This is a genomic window from Pseudomonas sp. MOIL14HWK12:I2, assembly GCF_000510745.1.
Classification (GTDB): domain Bacteria; phylum Pseudomonadota; class Gammaproteobacteria; order Pseudomonadales; family Pseudomonadaceae; genus Chryseomonas; species Chryseomonas oryzihabitans.
Map to the genome: position 1 here is coordinate 239,022 of NZ_AZOA01000008.1, position 21,875 is coordinate 260,896.

General features: G+C 65.1%; 17 protein-coding genes and 6 tRNA genes. 17 read left to right on the forward strand and 6 right to left on the reverse strand.

Translation table 11 applies throughout. The annotated features are described in order from the left end of the window. Positions 1 to 8 precede the first annotated feature (8 nt). Positions 9 to 983, reverse strand: a complete 975-nt coding sequence (gene cysK, locus PSK12I2_RS0106250) for a cysteine synthase A (RefSeq protein ID WP_007162226.1) — start codon at positions 981 to 983, stop codon at positions 9 to 11. Between the two features lie 110 nt (positions 984 to 1,093). Here cysK and PSK12I2_RS0106255 point away from each other — a divergent pair, with 110 nt between their 5' ends. Beyond that, positions 1,094 to 1,927 carry a MoxR family ATPase gene (locus PSK12I2_RS0106255; protein ID WP_027597705.1) on the forward strand — a complete coding sequence of 278 codons (834 nt, stop codon included), beginning with the start codon at positions 1,094 to 1,096 and terminating at the stop codon, positions 1,925 to 1,927. A 7-nt stretch (positions 1,928 to 1,934) separates the two neighbouring features. Next, positions 1,935 to 3,110, forward strand: coding sequence for a VWA domain-containing protein (locus PSK12I2_RS0106260; RefSeq protein ID WP_027597706.1), 1,176 nt, complete (start codon positions 1,935 to 1,937; stop codon positions 3,108 to 3,110). A gap of 40 nt (positions 3,111 to 3,150) precedes the next feature. Here the strand turns inward: PSK12I2_RS0106260 and htpX are convergent, their stop codons facing one another. Next, a complete protein-coding gene (htpX, locus tag PSK12I2_RS0106265) occupies positions 3,151 to 4,029 on the reverse strand; it encodes a protease HtpX (protein ID WP_007162229.1) in 879 nt (292 codons plus the stop codon). 193 nt (positions 4,030 to 4,222) lie between these two features. After that, positions 4,223 to 5,434: a pyridoxal phosphate-dependent aminotransferase gene (locus tag PSK12I2_RS0106270; RefSeq protein ID WP_027597707.1), complete on the reverse strand. Its 1,212-nt coding sequence runs from the start codon at positions 5,432 to 5,434 to the stop codon at positions 4,223 to 4,225. Between the two features lie 155 nt (positions 5,435 to 5,589). On the opposite strand from PSK12I2_RS0106270, the gene msrB reads away from it, so the two are divergent. The 4 genes from msrB to PSK12I2_RS0106290 all read left to right on the forward strand — a co-directional run bounded on the left by msrB (position 5,590) and on the right by PSK12I2_RS0106290 (position 7,952). Then, positions 5,590 to 5,991 (forward strand): peptide-methionine (R)-S-oxide reductase MsrB, encoded by a 402-nt coding sequence (gene msrB, locus PSK12I2_RS0106275; RefSeq protein ID WP_007162231.1) that lies wholly within the window; start codon positions 5,590 to 5,592, stop codon positions 5,989 to 5,991. After that, positions 5,988 to 6,473 carry a glutathione peroxidase gene (locus PSK12I2_RS0106280; RefSeq protein ID WP_027597708.1) on the forward strand — a complete coding sequence of 162 codons (486 nt, stop codon included), beginning with the start codon at positions 5,988 to 5,990 and terminating at the stop codon, positions 6,471 to 6,473. The genes msrB and PSK12I2_RS0106280 overlap by 4 nt, the downstream gene beginning before the upstream one ends. 106 nt (positions 6,474 to 6,579) lie before the next feature. Then, a complete protein-coding gene (locus tag PSK12I2_RS0106285; protein ID WP_027597709.1) occupies positions 6,580 to 7,467 on the forward strand; it encodes an ATP-binding protein in 888 nt (295 codons plus the stop codon). Then, entirely contained in the window at positions 7,464 to 7,952 is a 489-nt protein-coding gene (locus PSK12I2_RS0106290; protein ID WP_027597710.1) for a GAF domain-containing protein, read from the forward strand. The genes PSK12I2_RS0106285 and PSK12I2_RS0106290 overlap by 4 nt, the downstream gene beginning before the upstream one ends. A 24-nt stretch (positions 7,953 to 7,976) precedes the next feature. Here PSK12I2_RS0106290 and PSK12I2_RS0106295 read toward each other — a convergent pair whose 3' ends face one another. Continuing rightward, the gene (locus PSK12I2_RS0106295; protein WP_244898830.1) at positions 7,977 to 8,744 is read right to left on the reverse strand and encodes a hypothetical protein; all 768 of its coding nucleotides are present in this window, start codon (positions 8,742 to 8,744) and stop codon (positions 7,977 to 7,979) included. A 171-nt stretch (positions 8,745 to 8,915) separates the two neighbouring features. Between PSK12I2_RS0106295 and PSK12I2_RS0106300 the strand changes: the two genes are divergently transcribed. The 6 genes from PSK12I2_RS0106300 to PSK12I2_RS0106325 all read left to right on the forward strand — a co-directional run bounded on the left by PSK12I2_RS0106300 (position 8,916) and on the right by PSK12I2_RS0106325 (position 9,513). After that, positions 8,916 to 8,991: transfer RNA gene (locus tag PSK12I2_RS0106300), tRNA-Glu, on the forward strand. A gap of 6 nt (positions 8,992 to 8,997) precedes the next feature. Next, positions 8,998 to 9,073: transfer RNA gene (locus PSK12I2_RS0106305), tRNA-Gly, on the forward strand. A 64-nt stretch (positions 9,074 to 9,137) separates the two neighbouring features. Continuing rightward, positions 9,138 to 9,213 (forward strand) — tRNA-Glu (locus PSK12I2_RS0106310). Between the two features lie 4 nt (positions 9,214 to 9,217). Continuing rightward, positions 9,218 to 9,293, forward strand: a tRNA-Gly gene (locus PSK12I2_RS0106315). A gap of 64 nt (positions 9,294 to 9,357) precedes the next feature. Then, positions 9,358 to 9,433, forward strand: a tRNA-Glu gene (locus PSK12I2_RS0106320). 4 nt (positions 9,434 to 9,437) lie between these two features. Continuing rightward, positions 9,438 to 9,513: transfer RNA gene (locus PSK12I2_RS0106325), tRNA-Gly, on the forward strand. A gap of 91 nt (positions 9,514 to 9,604) precedes the next feature. Here the strand turns inward: PSK12I2_RS0106325 and PSK12I2_RS0106330 are convergent. Beyond that, complete coding sequence (locus PSK12I2_RS0106330; protein ID WP_027597712.1) at positions 9,605 to 10,600, reverse strand: sulfate ABC transporter substrate-binding protein; 996 nt, start codon at positions 10,598 to 10,600, stop codon at positions 9,605 to 9,607. Positions 10,601 to 10,768: 168 nt separating this feature from the next. Between PSK12I2_RS0106330 and smc the strand changes: the two genes are divergently transcribed. The 3 genes from smc to ligA all read left to right on the forward strand — a co-directional run bounded on the left by smc (position 10,769) and on the right by ligA (position 17,860). Continuing rightward, complete coding sequence (smc, locus tag PSK12I2_RS0106335; RefSeq protein WP_027597713.1) at positions 10,769 to 14,254, forward strand: chromosome segregation protein SMC; 3,486 nt, start codon at positions 10,769 to 10,771, stop codon at positions 14,252 to 14,254. 205 nt (positions 14,255 to 14,459) lie between these two features. Continuing rightward, the gene (gene zipA / locus PSK12I2_RS0106340; RefSeq protein WP_007162238.1) at positions 14,460 to 15,359 is read left to right on the forward strand and encodes a cell division protein ZipA; all 900 of its coding nucleotides are present in this window, start codon (positions 14,460 to 14,462) and stop codon (positions 15,357 to 15,359) included. A 116-nt stretch (positions 15,360 to 15,475) separates the two neighbouring features. Further along, a complete protein-coding gene (gene ligA / locus PSK12I2_RS0106345) occupies positions 15,476 to 17,860 on the forward strand; it encodes an NAD-dependent DNA ligase LigA (RefSeq protein ID WP_027597714.1) in 2,385 nt (794 codons plus the stop codon). 214 nt (positions 17,861 to 18,074) lie between these two features. Here the strand turns inward: ligA and galE are convergent, their stop codons facing one another. Then, positions 18,075 to 19,163 (reverse strand): UDP-glucose 4-epimerase GalE, encoded by a 1,089-nt coding sequence (gene galE, locus PSK12I2_RS0106350; RefSeq protein WP_007162240.1) that lies wholly within the window; start codon positions 19,161 to 19,163, stop codon positions 18,075 to 18,077. Positions 19,164 to 19,522: 359 nt separating this feature from the next. On the opposite strand from galE, the gene PSK12I2_RS0106355 reads away from it, so the two are divergent. Together PSK12I2_RS0106355 and glf are read left to right on the forward strand one after the other, a co-directional pair. Beyond that, complete coding sequence (locus PSK12I2_RS0106355) at positions 19,523 to 20,701, forward strand: glycosyltransferase family 1 protein (protein ID WP_027597715.1); 1,179 nt, start codon at positions 19,523 to 19,525, stop codon at positions 20,699 to 20,701. After that, positions 20,692 to 21,870 carry a UDP-galactopyranose mutase gene (gene glf / locus PSK12I2_RS0106360; protein WP_027597716.1) on the forward strand — a complete coding sequence of 393 codons (1,179 nt, stop codon included), beginning with the start codon at positions 20,692 to 20,694 and terminating at the stop codon, positions 21,868 to 21,870. Before PSK12I2_RS0106355 ends, glf begins: the two co-directional genes overlap by 10 nt. The last annotated feature ends 5 nt before the right edge of the window (positions 21,871 to 21,875 follow it).

A 21,875-nucleotide genomic window follows, 5' to 3' on the forward strand; every position in this document is an offset into this window, starting at 1 on the left:
TGCGGGCGTTACTGAACCAGTTCCTGCTCGTCGAACAGGCCATCGAAGAGCATCGTCGACAGATAGCGCTCACCGGAATCCGGCAGGATGACCACGATGGTCTTGCCCTGCATCTCCGGCGTCTCGGCCAGCCGGACCGCGGCCGCCATGGCGGCGCCGCAGGAGATGCCACAGAGAATGCCTTCCTCGCGCATCAGGCGCTGGGCCATCAACTTGGCCTGCTCATCGCTCACCTGCTCGACGCGATCGACCATGGCGAGGTCCAGGTTGCCGGGTACGAAACCGGCGCCGATGCCCTGGATTTTGTGCGGGTTGGGCTTCACCTCGGCACCGGCCAGGGTCTGGCTGATGACCGGCGAGGTTTCCGGTTCCACGGCGACCGAGAGGATCGGCTTGCCCTTGGTGTTCTTGATGAAGCGCGAGATGCCGGTCAGGGTACCGCCGGTACCGACGCCGGCCACCAGCACATCGATGGCGCCATCGGTGTCGTTCCAGATCTCGGGGCCGGTGGTTTTTTCATGGATGGCCGGATTGGCCGGGTTGTCGAATTGCTGCGGCATGAAATAGCGATCGGGCTCGCTCTCGGCGATCTCCCGCGCCTTCTCGATCGCGCCCTTCATACCCTTGGCCGGCTCGGTCAGCACCAGCTCCGCGCCCAGCGCCTTGAGCACCTTGCGCCGCTCCAGGCTCATGGAGGCCGGCATGGTCAGCACCAGGCGGTAGCCACGCGCGGCGGCGACATAGGCCAGGCCGATGCCGGTATTACCCGAGGTGGGCTCCACCAGGCTCATGCCGGGCTTGAGCAGCCCCTTGGCTTCGGCGTCCCAGATCAGGTTGGCACCGATACGGCATTTGACCGAATAGCCCGGATTTCGTCCCTCGATCTTGGCGAGCAGGGTGACGCCCTTGGGGCCGAGGCGATTGATGTAGACCAGCGGCGTGTTGCCGATGGACTGGGCGTTGTCAGCGAAGATGCGGCTCATGGCGGATCCTGTACGGCGCGGAAAACTCGCAGCCTAGGCCTTGCGTCCGATGGCGTCCAGCCCAGGCGCGGCGTGCTATCGTCAGGCGAAACAGCTGCCGAGGATCAGTGATGGCCTTTCAGGGTACCGAGCGTTATGTGGCCACGGCCGAACTCAGTCTGGCGGTCAATGCCGCCATCCAGCTGGGGCGTCCGCTGCTGGTGAAGGGCGAGCCGGGCACCGGCAAGACGCTGCTGGCCGAGCAGGTGGCCGAGAGCCAGGGGGCGCGGCTGATCACCTGGCACGTCAAGTCCACCACCAAGGCGCAGCAAGGGCTCTATGAGTACGACGCTGTGAGTCGCCTGCGCGATTCCCAGCTGGGGGATCCCCGGGTGCAGGAGGTGGCGAACTACATCAAGCCGGGCAAGCTGTGGGACGCCTTCACCGCCGAGGATCCGGTGGTGCTGCTGATCGACGAGATCGACAAGGCCGACATCGAGTTTCCCAACGATCTGCTGCTGGAACTCGATCGCATGGAGTTCCACGTCTACGAGACCGGCGAGACCATTCGTGCCCAGCGGCGACCCGTCATCATCATCACCTCTAACAACGAAAAGGAACTGCCGGACGCCTTTCTGCGCCGCTGCTTCTTTCACTTCATCCGCTTTCCCGAGCGCGACACCCTCGAACGTATCGTCCAGGTGCACTATCCCGATCTCCAGGGGCGCCTGGTCAAGGAGGCGCTGGATCTCTTCCTCGACCTGCGCAGCGTGCCGGGGCTGAAGAAGAAGCCGTCCACCTCGGAGCTGGTGGACTGGCTGGCGCTGTTGCTGGGCGATGAGGCGGCGCAGCGGGCGCTGCACGGCGAGGGCGGTCTGCCGCCCCTGGCAGGGGCCCTGGTAAAGAACGAACAGGATCTGCAGTTGCTCGAACGCCAGGCCTTCATGCGTCGGCGGCGGAGCTGAGCGCGGCATGTTCCTCGATTTCTTCACCCGACTCAGGGCCGCGGGCATCCCGGTGTCCCTGGGCGAACTGCTGGATCTGCACGCTGCCCTGGATGCCGGCCTGGCGGTGGCCAATCCCGACGCCTTTTATCTGCTGGCGCGCGCCGTGCTGGTCAAGGACGAGCGCTTCTTCGACCGTTTCGATCAGGTCTATGCCGGCGAACTGGCCAGGTCGGAGCGTGCGCCGGATGCGCAGGCGATTCCCGCGGACTGGCTGCGGCTGGAGCTGCAGCGGCGGCTGTCTGAGGAGGATCGTCAGCGGCTGCAGGCCCTGGGTGGCCTCGATGAACTGCTCGATACCCTGCGGCAGCGTCTCGCCGAACAGCGCGAGCGGCACGCCGGCGGCAACAAATGGATCGGCACGGGCGGTACCAGTCCCTTCGGCAGCGGTGGCTACAATCCCTTCGGTGTGCGCGTGGGCGACGCCGGTACTCGCCAGGGGCAGGCGGCCAAGGTCTGGGAGCAGCGCGACTACCGCAATCTGGATGACCGCGCGCCCCTGGACCGCCGCAACCTGCAACTGGCCCTGCGCCGGCTCAGGCGCTTCGCCCGCCAGGGCGCGGCGGCGGAATTCGACCTGGAGGGGACCGTCGCGGCCACGGCGCGCGAGGGCGGGCTGCTGGACGTGCGCTATCGCCCGGAGCGCCACAACGCGACCAAGGTGCTCCTGCTGCTCGATGTCGGCGGCTCCATGGACCTGCATGTACAGCTGTGCAGCGAGCTGTTCAGCGCCTGTCGCCTGGAGTTCCGCCACCTGGAGTACTACTACTTCCACAACTGCGTCTACGAACGCGTCTGGCGGGACAATGCCCGGCGCCACGAAGAGGGGCTGGCGACTGGCGAGCTTCTGCGCCGCTATGGCGCGGACTACCGCCTGGTGATCGTCGGCGATGCCAGCATGGGGCCCTATGAGCTCACCCACCCGGGGGGTAGCGTCGAACACTGGAACGAAGAGCCCGGCGCACTCTGGATCCAGCGGCTGTGCCAGCACTTTCCGCGGGCTGCCTGGCTCAATCCCTATCCACGCGATGGCTGGGATTTCAGCACCTCCATCGGCCTGTTGCGCGAGCTGATGGGGCAGCGCATGTTCCCCCTGACCGGCGAAGGCCTGGGCGAAGCCATCCGCAGCTTGACCCGCCCATGAAAAAACCCGGCCTTGGCCGGGTTTTTTTCATCGCTCGAACTCAGCGCTGGCCGTAGCGGCGCAGGGCTTCGATGCGGTCTTCCAGCGGCGGGTGGCTCATCAGCAGACCGGCCAGGCCGTTCTTCAGCGAGCCGTTGATGCCGAAGGCGTTCAGGGTGTCGGGCATCTGCACCGGGATACCCTGTTCGGCACGCAGGCGCTGCAGGGCGCCGATCATGGCATTGGGGCCGGCCAGGCGCGCACCGGCTTCGTCGGCGCGGAATTCGCGTTTGCGCGAGAACCACATGACGATGATGCTGGCCAGGATGCCCAGGACCAGTTCGGCGACGATGGTGGTCACGAAGTAGGCGATACCGTGGCCTTCCTCGTTCTTGAAGATGGCCTTGTCGACGAAGTTGCCGAAGATCCGCGCGAAGAACATCACGAAGGTGTTCACCACGCCCTGGATCAGTGCCAGGGTCACCATGTCGCCGTTGGCGACGTGGCCGATCTCGTGGGCCAGCACCGCACGCACCTCTTCGGGCGAGAAACGCTCGAGCAGGCCCTGGCTGACCGCGACGAGGGCGTCGTTGCGGTTCCAGCCGGTGGCGAAGGCGTTGGCCTCGTAGGCCGGGAAGATGCCGACCTCGGGCGTCTTGATGCCGGCTTCGCGGGCCAGCTCTTCGACGGTCTGCAGCAGCCACTGCTCATGGCGGGTACGCGGCTGGCTGATGACCTCGGTGCGGGTGCTCATCTTCGCCATCCACTTGGAGATGAACAGCGAGACCAGCGAGCCGGCGAAACCGAACACGGCACAGAACACCAGCAGACTGCCATAGTTCTGACCGGTGTAGCGATCCACGCCAAGCACCTTCAAGGTGATGCTGGCAACGATCAGCACCGCCAGGTTGGTAGCCAGAAACAACAGAATGCGCATCATGGTGGGGTACAGCTCCTCACAGGTTTATCTGCCGGCTATATAAGGTTCCGTCCCGGTCCGTTCAACGTTTCCACTATTGCAAACTGTGTCGTCTGCCGGCCGGTTGGGCTGGCGGCGGCCAGCGCGCGAGCGCCAGCGCCGGTTGACGCCGCTGGGGGTGCCAACCGGTGAAAGACCCGGAAATGCTTTGCCGCTACTGGGCGTAGCCGCCGAGGAAGTTGCCGATGCGGCCGATCGCCTGCTCCAGGTCATCGACGCGGGGCAGGGTGACGACACGGAAGTGGTCGGGCCAGGGCCAGTTGAAGGCGGTGCCCTGGACCACCAGCAGCTTTTCCGACAGCAGCAGGTCGAGGACGAATTTCTCGTCGTTGTGGATGGGGCAGACCTTGGGATCGATCCGCGGGAAGGCGTAGAGAGCGCCCATCGGCTTCACGCAGCTGACCCCGGGGATGTCGTTGAGCAACTCCCAGGTGCGATTGCGCTGTTCCAGCAGGCGCCCGGGCGGCAGGACCAGGTCGTTGATGCTCTGGTAGCCGCCCAGCGCGGTCTGGATCGCGTGCTGCGCCGGCACGTTGGCGCACAGGCGCATGTTGGCGAGGATGTCGAGGCCTTCGATATAGCTGTGGGCGCGGTGCTTGGGCCCCGAGACGATCAGCCAGCCCGACCGGAAGCCGGCGACGCGATAGGACTTGGACAGGCCGTTGAAGGTCAGGCACAGCACGTCCGGCGCCAGGGAAGCGGTGGAGATGTGCTGGGCCTCGTCGTAGAGGATCTTGTCGTAGATCTCGTCGGAGAACAGCACCAGGTTGTGTCGCCGCGCCAGCTCGACGATGCCTTCCAGCACCGCCTTGGGGTAGACCGCACCGGTGGGGTTGTTCGGATTGATCAGCACCAGCGCCTTGGTGTTGCTGGTGATCTTGGCTTCCATGTCGGCCAGATCGGGGAACCAGCCGGCCTGTTCGTCGCACAGGTAGTGCACCGGCTTGCCGCCGGCCAGGCTGACCGCGGCGGTCCACAGCGGATAGTCCGGCGCCGGGATCAGCACCTCGTCGTTGTTGTTGAGCAGCGCCTGCATGGCCATGACGATCAGCTCGGAGACGCCATTGCCCAGGTAGATGTCTTCGATGCCGACACCCTCGATGCGCTTCTGCTGGCAATACTGCATCACCGCCTTGCGCGCGCTGAACAGGCCCTTGGAGTCGCTGTAGCCCTGGGCGGTCGGCAGATTGCGGATGACGTCCTGCAGGATCTCCTCGGGCGCCTCGAAGCCGAAGGGCGCCGGATTGCCGATGTTGAGCTTCAGGATGCGGTGGCCTTCTTCTTCGAGGCGCTTGGCATGCTTGAGGACCGGGCCGCGGATGTCGTAGCAGACATTGGCGAGCTTGTTCGACTTGGAGACCTGCATGGGGAAATGAATCCTGGAAAAGGGCGAGAAAGACTCGGCGGGGACGGACGCCGACCGGCGCTTGGCAGCATCCGGGGGCGGATGCCAGACTGAGCGGGAATCATACGGCCGCATCGCCTGTTACAAAAGATGCGCCGGCATCCAGAGAGGTCATCATGGAAAAAGTACAGCGTAGCCCGGAAGACTGGCGTGAGCGCCTGACCGACGATCAGTTTCGCGTCTGTCGCCTGGCCGCCACCGAAAGACCCTATACCGGTGCCTACTGCAACACCAAGACGCCCGGCGTCTATCACTGCGCCTGCTGCGAGCTGGCGCTGTTCGACTCCAGCACCAAGTTCGATTCCGGCTGCGGCTGGCCCAGCTATTACGCACCCATCGATGGCGAGGCGGTGCGGGAAAAGGAAGACTTCAGCCACGGCATGCACCGCGTAGAGGTGCTCTGCGCCCGCTGCGACGCCCATCTGGGCCACGTCTTCCCCGACGGTCCGCCGCCGACCGGCCTGCGCTACTGCATCAACTCGGTGGCGCTGCAGCTGCAACCCAGGGCTTCCGCGTGATCAGGGACCTCCTCAGCCTGCCGTTCGAGACCGCCGATGGCCAACGGGCCTGCCTGGCCGACTGGCCGGCGCGGGCCTATCTGGTGGTCAACACCGCCAGCCGTTGTGGCTTCACTCGCCAGTACGACGGCCTCGAGGCGCTGCAGCAGCGCTATCTGGCCGAAGGACTGCGAGTGATCGTCTTTCCCTGCAATCAGTTCGGCGGCCAGGAGCCGGGCAGCAATGCCGAGATCCAGACCTTCTGCCTGACCCGCTTCAACGTCAGCTTTCCGGTGATGGCCAAGCTCGACGTCAATGGTGACGGTGCCCATCCGCTGTTCGTCGCGCTGAAAAAGAGAGCGCCAGGGCTGTTGGGTGGCGCGATCCGCTGGAACTTCACCAAGTTTCTCATCACGCCGGCGCAGGGGCGTGTGCAGCGCTTCGCGCCCATCACCCGTCCGTCTCAGCTGGAAAAGCATGTCCGCCAGGCGCTGGCCTCCTAGGGGGCCCTCCAGCCGGGCTTTGTCTGGATGGTAAAAGTCATACGATAATGCCCGGCCTGAAGGGCGGCTGACCCGCTTTCTCTTTTCGTCGTCAAGGATCATCCCCGTGAATGCCTCCCTAGAAGACTTTCTGCTCCACGCCCGGCAGGTGCTGGAGCGCCTCGAACCCCTGTTGCCCCATCGTCGCGAACCGCTGGACTGGCAGCACTGCTATGCGGCGCGCTGGCGGCGGGAAGGCCATGGCGGCTATCTGCAGCCGCTCGAGGTCAATCTGGAACTACGCCTGGCCGACCTGCTGGGTATCGATCGCCAACGCGATCAACTCGCCCGCAACACCCGTCAGTTCGTGGCCGGACTGCCGGCCAACCACACGCTGCTGTGGGGCGCCCGGGGCACCGGCAAGTCGTCGCTGATCCGGGCGCTGCTGGCGGAATATGCCGGCGAGGGTCTGCGGCTGATCGAAATCGAACGCGACGATCTCGCCGATCTGCCGCGCGCCGTTGAGCAACTCGCCGGTCAGCCGCAGCGCTTCGTGGTGTTCTGCGATGACCTCTCCTTCGATTCCGGCAGCGACGACTACCGGGTGCTCAAGAGCGTGCTGGACGGTTCCCTGGAGCAGGCGCCGGACAACGTGGTGCTCTATGCCACCTCCAACCGCCGCCACCTGGTGGCCGAGCGGCAGAGCGACAATGCCAACTGGGAGCACGTCGACGGCGAACTGCACCCCAGCGAAGCGGCCGAAGACAAGATCGCCCTGTCGGATCGTTTCGGCCTCTGGCTGTCCTTCTATCCCTTTACCCAGGATCACTATCTGGCCGTGATGCGCCACTGGTGCGCGGCCCTGGCCGGCAAGTCCGGACTGCAGCTGGAGTGGTCGGAAGAAGCGGATCGCGAGGCCATCCGCTGGGCGTCCGGTCGCGGCAACCGCAACGGTCGCTGCGCCTATCAATTCGCCCGGCAGTGGGTCGGGCTCAAACTCTTGGAGAAAGCATGACCGTAGAACTGACGGGCGTAGGGGCCGGACTCGAGGGCTATGCCATGCTGGCCGCCCAGGTCGAAGCCCTGCTGGCCGGCGAGCGCAATCTGGTGGCCAATGCCGCCCAGCTGTCGGCCTTCATCTATCAGGAAGTACCGGACCTGAACTGGGCTGGCTTCTATTTCGTCGAGGGCGAGGACCAGCTGCTGCTCGGCCCCTTCCAGGGCAAGGTGGCCTGCATGCGCATTCCCTTCAGCAAGGGCGTGTGCGGCGCGGCAGCCCGCGAGCGGCGCACCCAGCGCGTCGAGGACGTCCATGCCTTTCCCGGGCATATCGCCTGTGACGCCGCGTCGCGCAGCGAACTGGTGGTGCCGCTGGTCCAGGGCGGTCGCCTGATCGGCGTGCTGGATCTGGACAGTCCGCATCCGGCGCGCTTCAGCGCCGCGGATCAGGCCGGTATCGAAGCCCTGGTAGAGGCCTTTCTGGCCGCGACCGATTGCTGATCGACGGGGAGGGCAGGGAAGCCCTCACTCGTAGTCGTTCTTCTTGCGCCAGCTGTCGTCCTTGAGCGTATCCACGCTGTCCGACAGCTCGTTGGCGCTGCTGCTGGCCTGCTCGGCCAGTTCGCTCTGCTGGCGTTTCACCTGGGCGATCTGCTCCTCCAGATGGGCTAGCAACTCGGTATAGCGCTCGGGTTGCTGCTGCTTGCGAATTTGCATGATCGCCCGCTCGTAGGACTGACGCGCCTGGATGTAGTGCTCGCTCTTGATCTGCTGTTCGGCCTGGTAGCGGAAGAACTCCACATAGGTCGCCGTGAGCAGATAGCGCATCTCGCCGACCCAGCGCTGCGCCTCCTGGCCGTCGAGAATGCCGATCTGGTTGGCATGGGCGACGAGTGCATGGAGCATCTCCATGTAGCCGCGGACTTCCTTGACCCGCGCCTCGGTATGCACCGGCCGGGCCGCGTTGGCGACTTCGATGTCATCGCCCTTGGCCAGGACTTCTTCCAGTTCGGTCTTGCGCGCGGTGAGACTGGCGGAAGGGGCCTGCAGGGCGGCGAGGCGCGCGATCAGCCCCAGTTCGATGCGATGGAACAGCTGCTTTAGCGGCGGGGTCATCAGCTGCCCGGGCAGGCTGCCGCCCAGTTGGGCACAGCGCTTGATGCGGTCGGTGAGGTCGGCGACCAGGCGCTGTTTTTCCAGGCGTCCCGCTTCGAGCTTCTGGTTGACGAAGGCGATCATGATCAACAGGAGGATGCCAAGCCCCACTACCGCTGCAATCATCGTTGAGGACATGACCTTCTCCATGGTGCTTGCCCGCCGTTTGTCGTACGAGCGAAGTCGTTGATTTGAAAAGTATTTAATCAGCTATTGACGCCCAGGGTAAGGCTCCCTAGAATGCGCGCACTCCCAACGGCGGCAAGCGTCAGCCGAGTGGTAGGCCGGAGTCCTCAGGGATTCTACCTGGTCCCCTTCGTCTAGTGGCCTAGGACACCGCCCTTTCACGGCGGTAACAGGGGTTCGAGTCCCCTAGGGGACGCCAAAAATTGCGGGAATAGCTCAGTTGGTAGAGCACGACCTTGCCAAGGTCGGGGTCGCGAGTTCGAGTCTCGTTTCCCGCTCCAAATACAGTCCGGTTGCCTCAGGGCAGGCGGATGCAAGGTGAAAGGCCTTGCGGAAAGAGGTTTCGTCCCCTTCGTCTAGTGGCCTAGGACACCGCCCTTTCACGGCGGTAACAGGGGTTCGAGTCCCCTAGGGGACGCCATATTGCGGGAATAGCTCAGTTGGTAGAGCACGACCTTGCCAAGGTCGGGGTCGCGAGTTCGAGTCTCGTTTCCCGCTCCAAACACAATCTCACGGTTTCATGACAGTGGGATGCAAGGTGAAAGGCCTTGCGGAAAGAGGTTTCGTCCCCTTCGTCTAGTGGCCTAGGACACCGCCCTTTCACGGCGGTAACAGGGGTTCGAGTCCCCTAGGGGACGCCACATTGCGGGAATAGCTCAGTTGGTAGAGCACGACCTTGCCAAGGTCGGGGTCGCGAGTTCGAGTCTCGTTTCCCGCTCCAAATAAACAAAGACACTGCCTCCGGGCGGTGTTTTTGTGTGCGCGTCATTCATGCCCGCCGGACGCCCGGCACCTGGCCGGGCGCGAGCCTGTCACTGGGGCGTATAGATCTGGTCGAAGACCCCGCCATCGGCGAAGTGGGTCTTCTGGATACCGCTCCAAGGGCCGAATTCCTTCTGCGCATCGATCAGTTCCAGCTTGGGAAAGCGATCGGCGTACTGCGCCAGGATCTGGGCGTTGCGCGGGCGCAGGAAGTTGTCCGCGGCGATCTTCTGGCCCTGGTCGGACCAGAGATACTTGAGGTATTCCTCGGCCTCGGCGCGGGTGCCCTTCTTGTCGACGACGCTGTCGACCACGCTCACCGGCGGTTCGGCCTGCACCGAGATGCTCGGATAGACCACCTCGAAGCCGCCGCGACCGAATTCCCGGGCGATCATCTCGGCTTCGTTCTCGAAGGTCACCAGGACATCGCCCTGCTGGTTCTTCATGAAGGTGGTGGTGGCGGCGCGACCGCCGGTGTCCAGGATGGGCACGTGCTTGAACAGGTCGGCGACGAAGGTGCGGGCCTTCTGCTCGTCCCCGCCCGGTTGGCGCAGCGCATAGGTCCAGGCGGAGAGGTAGGTGTAGCGACCGTTCCCGGAGGTCTTGGGATTGGGCACGATCACCTGGACGCCGTCCTTGAGCAGATCGGACCAGTCATGGATGCCCTTGGGGTTGCCCTGGCGGACGATGAGCACCGTGGCCGAGGTGAAGGGCGCGCTGCGATCGGGCAGGCGGGTTTCCCAGTCCTTGGGCACCAGGCCGCGATCGGCCAGGGCCTGGATGTCGGTAGCCTGGTTCATGGTGATGACGTCGGCCTGCAGGCCATCGATGACCGCACGCGCCTGCTTGCTGGAGCCGCCATGGGACATCTGGATCACTGGGGTGTCGCCGTGCTCGGCTTTCCAGTGCGCCTGGAAGGCCGGGTTGTAGTCCTTGTAGAAGTCGCGCATGACGTCGTAGGAGACGTTGAGCAGCGGCGGCGCGGCCAGGACCTTGGCGCTGGCCGCCAGGGCGGCGGCGAGCAGGGTGAAGCGAAGGATCTTCATGGGGGCATCCTGCGATTGGGGGGTGCAGGACTATAGCCTGTCGGCCCGGTAGCGTGCAGAACGCCTGGAAATAAGCTCATGCGCGGCAACGGCAGGCGGGCCGCCAATGGTAGACTTTCGCCCTTTCGCCTGCGGTTGGGCACGGCGCGGTGAACAAGGGCTCCTGATATGCGGTTGAGGTCGATCAAGCTGGCGGGATTCAAATCCTTCGTCGATCCGACGACGGTGAATTTCCCGAGCAACATGGCAGCGGTGGTCGGCCCCAACGGTTGCGGCAAGTCGAACATCATCGACGCCGTGCGCTGGGTGATGGGCGAGAGCTCGGCCAAGAATCTGCGCGGCGAGTCGATGACCGACGTCATCTTCAACGGCTCCAACAGCCGCAAGCCGGTGTCCCAGGCCTCCATCGAACTGATCTTCGACAACTCCGACCATACCTTGGTGGGCGAATACGCCAGCTACGCGGAAATCTCCATCCGCCGGCGGGTGACCCGCGAAGGTCAGAACACCTATTTCCTCAACGGCACCAAGTGCCGCCGGCGCGACATCACCGACATCTTCCTCGGCACCGGCCTGGGGCCGCGCAGCTATTCGATCATCGAGCAGGGAATGATCTCCAAGCTGATCGAGGCGCGGCCCGAGGACCTGCGGCACTACATCGAGGAAGCCGCCGGCATCTCCAAGTACAAGGAGCGGCGGCGCGAGACCGAGAATCGCATCCGCCGCACCCAGGAGAATCTCGCCCGCCTGACCGACCTGCGCGAAGAGCTGGAGCGCCAGCTGGAACGGCTGCACCGCCAGGCGCAATCGGCCGAACGCTTCCAGGCGTTCAAGCAGGAAGAGCGGCAGCTCAAGGCGCAATTGCAGGCGGTGCGCTGGCGCGAGCTGGATGGCCGTGTCGAGCAGCGCGAAAAGGTGATCCGCGACCAGGAGACCGCTCTCGAAGCCCTGACCGCCGAGCAGCGCCAGGCGGACGCCGGCATCGAGCGGCTGCGCGACGGTCATCATGAGCTGAGCGAAGCCTTCAATCTGGTGCAGGGGCGCTTCTACTCCCTGGGGGGTGACATCGCCCGCCTGGAGCAGACCATCCAGCATGGTCAGCAGCGTCAGCGCCAGTTGCAGGACGATCTGCGCGAAGCCGAACAGGCCCGCAGCGAAGCCGAGTCCCACCTGGAGCACGACCGGGTGCTGCTCGCCACCTTCGAAGAAGAGCTGGCGATGCTCGAACCGGAAGAAGAGGCGGCTCGGGAGCTGGGCGAGGAGGGCAGCGCCGCGCTGGAAGAGGCGGAACTGGCGCTGGCGGACTGGCAGCAACGCTGGGAAGCGCTCAGCGCCGCGAGCGTCGAGCCGCAGCGGGAGGCCGATGTGCAGCAGGCGCGCATTCGCTCCCTGGAGCAGAGCCTGGAGCGCGGCATGGAGCGGCAGCGCCGGCTGCGCGACGAGCGCACCCTGCTGGGCGAGGATGGTCCCTCCGAGCGGCTGGTCATGCTGGAAGAGCAGATCGCCGAAGACGAATTGCTGCTGGAAGGCCTGGCCGAGCAGGAATTGCAGGTCGCCGAGGGCTTGCAGCGACTGCGGGAAGAATTGCTGGGACTGGCCAATGAGCAGAGTCAGCGTCAGGGCGAATTGCAGCGGCTGGAAGGCCGCATCGCCTCGCTGGAGGCCTTGCAGCAGGCGGCGCTGGCCCCCGATACCGGCGCGGCTCAGTGGCTCGAAGCCGAGGGGCTCGCCGCGGCGCCGCAGCTGGCGGACGAGGTCCAGGTCACTCCCGGCTGGGAGCTGGCGGTGGAAACCGTCCTCGGCAGCGACCTGCAGGCGGTTTGTCTGGATGATCTGGAGGCCCTGCGTCTCGACAGCTTCGCCAGTGGCGCCCTGAATCTGGCACTGCCCGGCGCGGTGCCGGTCGCCGCGGGCAGCCTGCTCGAGCAGGTGCAGGCCCCGCGCGACCTGTCACCCTGGCTGGGTCAGGTGCTGATCGCCCACAGCTACGACGAGGCCCTGGCGCGCCGGGCGGCCCTCGCACCGGGCCAGAGTCTCATCACCCCGGAAGGCTACTGGCTCTCCCGGCACTTCTTGCGCGTGCGCCGCGCCCAGGCGGCCGAGGGCAGTGTGCTGGCGCGTGGGCGTGAACTGGAGGAATTGCAGGCACGCCGCCTGGAACTCGGCGAGGCGCTCGCCATGCAGGAAGAGCGACTGGAGGAGCGTCGCGCTGCCCAGCAGCGGTTGGAAAGCGAACGCGAAGAGGCGCGGCGGCGCCAGCAGCAGGAGCAGCTGCGCCTGGCCGAATCCCGCGCCCAGCTGTCCGCGCAGCAGGCGCGGGCCGAGCAGTTGAGCATTCGTCGCCGGCAGCTGGAGGCGGAGCTCAGGGATGTCGAGCAGCAGGTGGCGCGTGAGCAGGAAGAGTTGGGCGAATGCCGGTTGCGGCTGCAGGACGCTCTCGATGCCATGGCGGTGGATACCGAGCAGCGCGCGCAGCTGCAGGAGCAGCGCGACCGGCATCGCCAGGCGGTGGATTCGGCGCGGCAGCGTCAGCGCCAGGCCCAGGAACAACTCCATCAGCTGACGGTGCGGCTGACCACCCTGAGAGCCCAGCGCCAGTCGACCCTCCAGGCCCTGGAACGACTGGAATTGCAGACCGCGCGCCTCGGCGAGCGCTGCGAGCAGCTCTCGCTCAACCTGGAAGAGGGCGGCGAGCCCCTCGACGAGGTGCGGCTGCGTCTGGAGGAGTTGCTGGAGCGGCGCCTGCAGGTGGACGAGGAGATGCGCACGGCGCGCCTGGCCCTGGAAGACGCCGATCGGGAATTGCGCGATTTTGAGCGGCGGCGTCTGCAGGCGGAGCAGCAGGGGACCCTGCTGCGCGGTCAGTTGGAGCAGCATCGCCTGGAATGGCAGGGGCTGGCGACGCGGCGCAGCGGCTTCGCCGAGCAGCTGGCGGCCGATGGCTACGACCTGCCGACGGTGATCGCGACCCTGCCCGCCGAGGCCAGCGAGGCCGCCTGGGAAGAGCAGCTGGAAGCGGTCGCGGCGCGGATCGCGCGACTAGGACCGATCAACCTGGCGGCCATCGACGAATATCAGCAGCAGGCCGAGCGCAAGACCTATCTGGATGCCCAGAACGCCGATCTGGTGGAGGCGCTGGAGACGCTGGAAAGCGTCATCCGCAAGATCGATCGGGAAACCCGCAATCGCTTCAAGGACACCTTCGACCAGATCAATCACGGCCTGCAGGCGCTGTTCCCAAAAGTTTTCGGTGGCGGCAGCGCCTACCTGGAACTTACTGGAGAAGATTTACTCGATACCGGGGTTGCGATCATGGCGCGCCCGCCGGGCAAGAAGAACAGCACCATCCATTTGCTGTCGGGTGGCGAAAAGGCCCTGACGGCACTGGCGCTGGTATTTGCCATCTTCCAGTTGAATCCGGCGCCGTTCTGCATGCTCGATGAAGTGGATGCTCCTCTCGATGATGCCAACGTCGGCCGTTATGCCCGCCTGGTCAAGAGCATGTCGGAGAAGGTGCAATTCATTTACATCACGCACAACAAGATCGCCATGGAGATGGCCGATCAGTTGCTGGGTGTGACCATGCACGAACCGGGCTGTTCGCGGCTGGTGGCGGTGGATGTGGAAGAGGCGGTGGCCATGGTCGATGCCTAGTACCCCACAGCCTCGTGGCTTGGCGGTGTAAAGTTGGCAGCAGTCGTGCTAGCTTATGGCCGCGCTAGCGGTAAGTGGAAAAAGCTAAGAAGAACACTGACTTGGCGTAGGTTTCGGAGGTTTTGGAAAGACCTCGCAAGCGTCGACTTTCCAAAGTTTCCCGACGGCTGTCGGTCCATTATTTTCACAGGGGTATGTCTTTTTCATGGATATGGGTCTGCGCGAGTGGCTGATCATCATCGGCGTCATCGTCATCGCCGGTATTCTGTTCGATGGTTGGCGTCGCATGAGCGGCAAGGGCAAGCTCAAGTTCAAGCTTGACCAGTCGCTGAGCAATCATCCGGACCACGAGGACGAGGATCCGGAAATCGTCGGTCCGACGCGGGTGGTAGAGCCCAAGGAGCCGTCGCTGGACGATCCGGGCGAGCCGACACCGCCACGCTCCACCCAACGCAAGCGTCGCGAAGAACGGCGTGAAGAACCCAGTGCCGACAGCTTCGATCTGTCCGCGGGCGATGAAGGTCTGGCGGGCCTGGCGGTCGATTCCGACGAGGTGGCGACCCGGGGTCGCGACAAGCCGCGCAAGGAAAAGCCGCTGAGCAGCAAGGCGCCCGAGCGCGAGCCGGTCAGCGAGCCCGTCGGCAGCGGCAGCAGTCAGGCCGCCATGGCGCCGGTGGACGAGGTGCTGGTGATCAATGTCATCTCCCGCGACGAAAAGGGCTTCTCCGGTCCGGCACTGCTGCAGAACATCCTCGAAAGCGGGCTGCGATTCGGTGACATGGACATCTTCCATCGCCACGAGAGCATGTCGGGTAATGGCGAGGTGCTGTTCTCCATGGCCAACGCCGTGCGTCCGGGCACCTTCGACCTGGATGCCATCGACGACTTCCACACCCCGGCGGTGAGCTTCTTCCTGGGTCTGCCCGGTCCGCGTCATCCCAAGCAGGCCTTCGACCTCATGGTCGCCGCGGCGCGCAAGCTGTCCTCGGAGCTCAATGGCGAGCTGAAGGACGAGCAGCGCAGCGTGATGACCGCCCAGACCATCGAACACTACCGCCAGCGCATCGTCGACTTCGAACGCAAGAGCCTGATGCTCAAGCGTTAATCGCGCCGGAGCGAACCAAGAGCAGCCTCGGCTGCTCTTTTTGTTTGTAAGTTTTGCCGCGGCGCCGCTGGTGCCGTCAGGGCCACCCCCTGGGGTGGCGACAGTGAGAGACCGCCATGACCGACGCCCAAGATGCTGTCACCCGCATCGCCGCCCTGCGCAGCGAGATCGACGCCCACAACTACCGCTACTATGTGCTGGACGAGCCGAGCGTGCCCGATGCCGAGTACGACCGGCTGTTCGGCGAACTCAAGACGCTGGAGGCCGACCATCCCGAACTGGTGACGCCCGACTCGCCCACCCAGAGGGTCAGCGGCTCGGCCCTGGCCGCCTTTGGCACCATCCGCCACGAGGTGCCCATGCTCAGCCTGGGCAATGCCTTCGCCGACGAGAATCTGCAGGACTTCGACCGCAGCGTCGGCAAACGCCTGCGCGAGGAGTTCGGCGAGACCGACTTCGCCGGGCCGGATTCCGGCGTCGAGTACACCTGCGAGCCCAAGCTCGATGGCCTGGCGGTCAGCCTGCTGTACGAGGCAGGGGTGCTGACCCGCGGCGCCACCCGCGGCGACGGCACCACCGGGGAGGACATCACCGCCAATGTGCGCACCATCCGCAACATCCCGCTGCGCCTGCAGGGCGAGGGCTGGCCGACGGTGCTGGAGGTGCGCGGCGAAGTGTTCATGTCCCGCGCCGGCTTCGAGGCGCTCAATGCCCGGGCCATGGAGAGCGGCGGCAAGACCTTCGCCAATCCGCGCAACGCCGCAGCTGGCAGCCTGCGTCAGCTGGATTCGCGGATCACCGCCCAGCGGCCGCTGGAGTTCTGCTGCTACGGTTTCGGGCGGGTCGAGGGCGGGACACTGCCGGAGACCCAGTACGACATCCTGCAGCGGCTGCGTGACTGGGGCATTCCCATCAGTCGCGAGTTGCGCAAGGTACAGGGCGCGGAAGGCTGCCGCGCCTACTACCAGGACATCGGCCAGCGCCGCGATACCCTGGCCTACGAAATCGACGGCGTGGTCTACAAGGTCAACCGCCTGGACTGGCAGGGCGAGCTGGGTTTCCGCGCCCGCGAGCCGCGCTGGGCCCTGGCGCACAAGTTTCCGGCGCGCGAAGAGCTGACCGAATTGCTCAACGTCGAATTCCAGGTGGGGCGCACCGGTGCCATCACCCCGGTAGCCCGCCTCAAGCCGGTACAGGTGGCCGGCGTCACCGTGACCAATGCCACCCTGCACAACATGGACGAGATCGCCCGGCTGGGCGTGATGATCGGCGACAGCGTCATCGTGCGTCGCGCCGGGGACGTCATTCCGCAGATCATGCAGGTGGTGCCGGAACGGCGGCCGGCGAATGCGCGCCCGGTGGAGATCCCCACCCATTGCCCGGTGTGCGGGTCGGCCGTGGAGCGTACCCAGCTGATCAAGCGCGGCAAGGGCAAGGAGTCGGTGAGCGAGGGCGCGGTCTATCGCTGCGTCGGCCGGCTGGCCTGCCAGGCGCAACTCAAGCAGGCGATCATCCATTTCGCCTCGCGGCGGGCGATGGACATCGACGGCCTGGGCGATCGTATCGTCGAGCAACTGGTGGATCGCGCGCTGGTGAAGTCGCCGGCGGATCTCTATCCCCTGACCTACGAGCAGGTGGTCGAACTGGAAGGCTTCGCCGAGGTGTCCAGTCGCAACCTGCTGGCCGCCATCGAGGCCAGCCGCCGGCCAGCGCTGGCGCGCTTCATCTTCGCCCTGGGCATCCCCGAGGTGGGAGAGGAGACCGCCAAGCGCCTGGCACGCGCCCTGGGCAGTCTGCAGCGCATCCGCGAGGCCCTGCCGGAGGTGCTGGTCTATCTGCCGGACATCGGGCCCGAGGTGGCCTTCGAGATTCACAACTTCTTCCAGTCCGCGCACAACCGCGACGTGCTGGAGGCGCTGCTGGCCAACGGCATCGAGCTGGCCGACGAGGGGGAGGTGCATGCCGAATTTTCCGGCTACGCGGCCTTTGCCGATTTCCTCGACCAGTTGCACATTCCCTACCTGGGCAAGACCGGGGCCAAGACCCTGGCCGCGGCCTTTCCCAGCCTGGCGGCCCTGATCGAAGGCTCGCAGGACTGGCTGACCTTCAAGACCCTGTCCGGCCTCAACGAGCGAGCCAAGCAGGGGCTGCGCGAGTACTTCGCCGAGGCGGACCACGTCGCCCAGGCGCTGGCCATCGAGGCGCAGCTCAAGGCCTTCGGCATGCATTGGGAAAGTACCCGGCAGGCGGTGCAGGGTTTGCCGTTCGCCGGCCAGACCTGGGTGCTCACCGGAACCCTGGAGGCCATGAGTCGCGACGAGGCCAAGGAGCGCCTGGAAGCCCTGGGTGCCAAGGTGTCGGGGTCGGTGTCGGCCAAGACCGCCGTGGTGGTCGCAGGACCAGGGGCGGGTTCCAAGCTGACCAAGGCGAACGAACTGGGGGTCAAGGTGCTGGACGAGGATGCCTTCCTGCAGATCCTCGAGGCGCAAGGCGTCCGCTAGCCCCAGGGATCAGGCCCGCAAGGGTCTGATCTTCACTCGTTCTGCCAATAACTGCAGGCGTTGTTGGTTATAACGAAGCGGTAATAAAGACGTACCCATAGTTGTCGCTTCGTTTAAAAACTGCTTCAAGGCAGTGCCAAGGCAATAACTGAAAAAATAAGGCTTCGTTTGGTTTAAGCGAAGCCTTATTTATCGGCCATAATAATTTCCAGGTTCAAGCGGAACGCGTGGCGGGTTCGCTCGCACGTTGTTCTTTTTCGAGAACTTCTTCCACGGCGATAGCCGCCTTGGCCGTCTGGCGATAGCCATGGGGATTGAGCGACTGCCAGCGCCAGGCATCTTCCAGCATAGTGGCGAGGCTGCGTTCGGCGCGCCAACCCAGTTCCTGCCAAGCCTTTTCCGGATCGGCCCAGCACTGGGCCACGTCCCCCGCGCGTCGCGGGGCGAAGTGACAGGGGATGTCGCGGCCCAGTTGCTGTTCCAGGGTCGCCACCACCTCCTTGACCGAATGTCCGCGTCCGGTGCCCAGGTTCCAAGTCGAAACCCCGGGGCGCTCGGCCAGGGCGTTGAGCGCCGCCAGATGACCGCGGGCCAGGTCCTGGACATGGATGTAGTCGCGCACGCCGGTGCCATCGGGCGTCGGGTAGTTGTCGCCGTAGACATCCAGCCATGGCCGGCGACCATTGGCCACCTGCAGCAGATAGGGCACCAGGTTGTTGGGCGTGCCCTGGGGGTCTTCGCCGATCAGTCCGGAGGGATGGGCGCCGATGGGATTGAAGTAGCGCAGCACGGCGATGGACCAGCGCGGATCGGCCCCGGCCAGCCCGCGCAGCACCTGCTCGGCCATGAGTTTCGACTGGCCATAGGGGTTGGTCGGCTCGGCAGTCGGGCAGCTTTCGCTGATGGGTGGAATGCAGTGACCGTAGACGGTGGCAGAAGAGCTGAAGACCAGCTGGTGCACCCCGGCGGCGGCCATGGCCTGGCAGAGCACCAGGGTGCCGCCGACGTTGTTGTCGAAATAGCGCAGGGGGTGCTGCACGCTCTCGCCGACCGCCTTGAGTCCGGCGAAATGCAGGACCCCGGTGATCGGCAGCTCCTGAAACAGCCGATCCAGGAGGGCGCGATCCCGGACGTCCCCGCGCACGAAGACAGGCGCCCGCCCGGCGAGCGTAGTAAGGCGCTGCACGGCCTCCACCCGGCTGTTGACCAGGTTGTCCAGTATCACCACTTCGTGGCCCGCACGGAGCAGCTCCAGCGTCGTATGGGAACCTATGTAGCCTGCGCCGCCCGTGATCATCAACATGCAACCGTCCTCACCAAGCCTGTAGCCATTAATTCGAAATAACTGTTTCGTGCAGACTCGAGTGCAACTAACGCTTCGCTTCAATTATTTTCGAGCGAAGCGTTAGTTATGCCAATTCATCGAGCAGACGTTGTTCTGAAGTTGAATGAGGATATTGGTTCTAGCGAAGCGGAAGTTCATCGATAAAGTTATGAACCCTTGCCAATTGGATAAGTCGATAACGTTGCTCGATATCGCGCAGTCAGACTGCCGATACCTTCGGGACGGTCTCTGGACGTTTTGCAAGTTGCCAAGGCGCCGGCCGAGGCGCGGCTGTTTTGCCGCCTTCGGCCAGGCGTCCGATCTCACAGGAGCACACCATGAGTTGGGCCGGCCCCCATACCGAAACGATCGGCAAGACCAAACAGCCCGCGCGCGTTGCGGAGCGCCCCCTGGATCCCGCCAGGCCGCTGCTGCTATGCCTGGCCCATCTGCGCTGGAGCTTCGTCTACCAGCGTCCGCAGCACGAGATGGTGCGCTTCGCCGAGCACTACAACGTGCTCTATTGCGAAGAGCCGCTGGATGCCACGGATGGCCGGTCGCACCTCGAGGTGCGTGTGGAAGAGAACGGCGTGCGGGTACTGGTGCCTCATCTGCCTCGCTGCCTGTCCGCGGAAGCCCGAGCCTGCGCCCAGCAGGAACTGCTGCAGACCTATCTGCAGGAGTTGCGGCAACCGGTGGCGGTGGCCTGGTATTTCACGCCCATGGCGCTGGACTATGCCGGCGAGATCCCGGCGCAGACCCTGGTCTACGACTGCATGGACGAACTCTCGGCCTTTCGCGGCGCGCCCCCGGCCCTGCTGCAGCGGGAGCGGGAATTGCTGCAGCGCGCCGACCTGGTGTTTACCGGGGGCTACAGCCTCTACGAGGCCAAGCGTGACCGCCATCCGCGGGTCTTTCCCTTTCCCAGCAGCGTGGACGTGGCGCACTTCGGTCAGGCTCGCGCGGCCCTGCCGGAGCCTGCGGACCAGGCCGGTCTGGCGCGGCCGCGGCTGGGCTTCTATGGCGTGATCGACGAGCGCCTGGATCTCGACCTGCTGGCCGCGGTGGCGCGGCTGCGTCCCCAGTGGCAGTGGGTGATCCTGGGCCCGGTGGTCAAGATCGATCCGGCCAGCCTGCCGCAGCTGCCCAATCTGCATTACCTGGGCGGCAAGACCTATGACGAGTTGCCGGCCTACCTGGCGGGCTGGGACGTGGCCCTGATGCCCTTTGCCCTCAACGAGGCGACACGTTTCATCAGCCCCACCAAGACGCCCGAATACCTGGCCGGCGGCTGCCCGGTGGTGTCGACGCCCATCACCGATGTGGTGCGCACCTATGGCGACAGCGGCGTGGTCTGGATCGCCGAAGGCGCCGAGGCCTTCGTCGCTGCCTGCGAGGCGGCCCTGGCCAGTCAAGATCAGCGCGAAGCCTTTCTGGCGCGCGCCGATGCCCTGCTGACCGGGATGTCCTGGGACAGCACCTGTGACCTGATGCGGGAGAAGATCCAATGGCGGTAACGGCGCTTGAGCGTTTCGACTATCTGATCGTGGGGGCCGGTTTCGCCGGCAGCGTGCTGGCGGAACGGCTGGCCGCAGGGCTGGGCAAGCGCGTGCTGGTGGTGGATCGGCGCCCGCACATTGGCGGCAATGCCTTTGATCACTATGACGATGCCGGGGTACTGGTGCACCGCTATGGTCCGCACATCTTCCACACCAATTCCCAGCGCATCGTCGACTACCTGTCGCGCTTCACCGAGTGGCGGCCCTACGAGCACCGGGTCCTGGCCGACGTCGCGGGTCAGCAGGTGCCCATCCCGATCAACCTGACCACGCTCAATCGCCTCTATGGCCTGGAGCTGGACGAGCAGGGTGCCGAAGCCTTTCTCGCCGCCCGCGCCGAGCCGGTCGAAGACATCCGCACCTCCGAGGACGTGGTGATCAACCAGGTCGGGCGCGAACTCTACGAGACCTTCTTTCGCGGCTATACCCGCAAGCAGTGGGGACTGGATCCGTCGCAACTGGACCGCTCGGTGACGGCGCGGGTGCCGACCCGGACCACCACCGACGATCGCTACTTCGGCGACACCTTCCAGCAGATGCCCCTGCATGGCTTCACCCGGATGTTCGAGCGGATGCTGGATCACCCCAACATCAAGGTGATGGTCAATACCGACTACCGCGAGATCCGCGAACTGATCCCCCATGAGCACCTGGTCTACAGCGGACCCATCGACGAATTCTTCGACTATCGCTTCGGCCGCCTGCCGTATCGTTCCCTGACCTTCAAGCACGAGACGCGCGATACGCCGCGCTTCCAGCCAGTGGCGGTAGTCAACTATCCCAGCGAAGCGGTGCCCTACACCCGCATCACCGAGTACAAGCACCTCACCGGCCAGACCCACGAGCGCACCAGCCTGACCTACGAATATCCCAGCGCGGACGGCGAGCCCTATTATCCGATTCCACGCCCGGAAAACGCCGAGCTGTACCGGCGCTACCAGCACCTGGCCGAGGCGACCCCCAAGGTCATCTTTATCGGCCGTCTGGGGACCTATCGCTACTACAACATGGACCAGGTGGTAGGCCAGGCGCTGGCCGCCTACAAGCGCATCGAGGAGGCGGAGCTCGGGCCGGCGGCGGGGGAGAGCGCCGAACACCACGAAAGCCTGGCAAGGCAGGCCCCATGAGAGAC

Excerpts from the sequence above, each read along its gene's own strand:
- cysK (WP_007162226.1), bottom strand. The coding sequence starts at position 983 with ATGAGCCGCATCTTCGCTGACAACGCCCAGTCCATCGGCAACACGCCG.
- PSK12I2_RS0106255 (WP_027597705.1), top strand. The coding sequence starts at position 1,094 with ATGGCCTTTCAGGGTACCGAGCGTTATGTGGCCACGGCCGAACTCAGT.
- PSK12I2_RS0106260 (WP_027597706.1), top strand. The coding sequence starts at position 1,935 with ATGTTCCTCGATTTCTTCACCCGACTCAGGGCCGCGGGCATCCCGGTG.
- htpX (WP_007162229.1), bottom strand. The coding sequence starts at position 4,029 with ATGATGCGCATTCTGTTGTTTCTGGCTACCAACCTGGCGGTGCTGATC.
- PSK12I2_RS0106270 (WP_027597707.1), bottom strand. The coding sequence starts at position 5,434 with ATGCAGGTCTCCAAGTCGAACAAGCTCGCCAATGTCTGCTACGACATC.
- msrB (WP_007162231.1), top strand. The coding sequence starts at position 5,590 with ATGGAAAAAGTACAGCGTAGCCCGGAAGACTGGCGTGAGCGCCTGACC.
- PSK12I2_RS0106290 (WP_027597710.1), top strand. The coding sequence starts at position 7,464 with ATGACCGTAGAACTGACGGGCGTAGGGGCCGGACTCGAGGGCTATGCC.
- PSK12I2_RS0106295 (WP_244898830.1), bottom strand. The coding sequence starts at position 8,744 with ATGTCCTCAACGATGATTGCAGCGGTAGTGGGGCTTGGCATCCTCCTG.
- PSK12I2_RS0106330 (WP_027597712.1), bottom strand. The coding sequence starts at position 10,600 with ATGAAGATCCTTCGCTTCACCCTGCTCGCCGCCGCCCTGGCGGCCAGC.
- smc (WP_027597713.1), top strand. The coding sequence starts at position 10,769 with ATGCGGTTGAGGTCGATCAAGCTGGCGGGATTCAAATCCTTCGTCGAT.
- zipA (WP_007162238.1), top strand. The coding sequence starts at position 14,460 with ATGGATATGGGTCTGCGCGAGTGGCTGATCATCATCGGCGTCATCGTC.
- ligA (WP_027597714.1), top strand. The coding sequence starts at position 15,476 with ATGACCGACGCCCAAGATGCTGTCACCCGCATCGCCGCCCTGCGCAGC.
- galE (WP_007162240.1), bottom strand. The coding sequence starts at position 19,163 with ATGTTGATGATCACGGGCGGCGCAGGCTACATAGGTTCCCATACGACG.
- PSK12I2_RS0106355 (WP_027597715.1), top strand. The coding sequence starts at position 19,523 with ATGAGTTGGGCCGGCCCCCATACCGAAACGATCGGCAAGACCAAACAG.
- glf (WP_027597716.1), top strand. The coding sequence starts at position 20,692 with ATGGCGGTAACGGCGCTTGAGCGTTTCGACTATCTGATCGTGGGGGCC.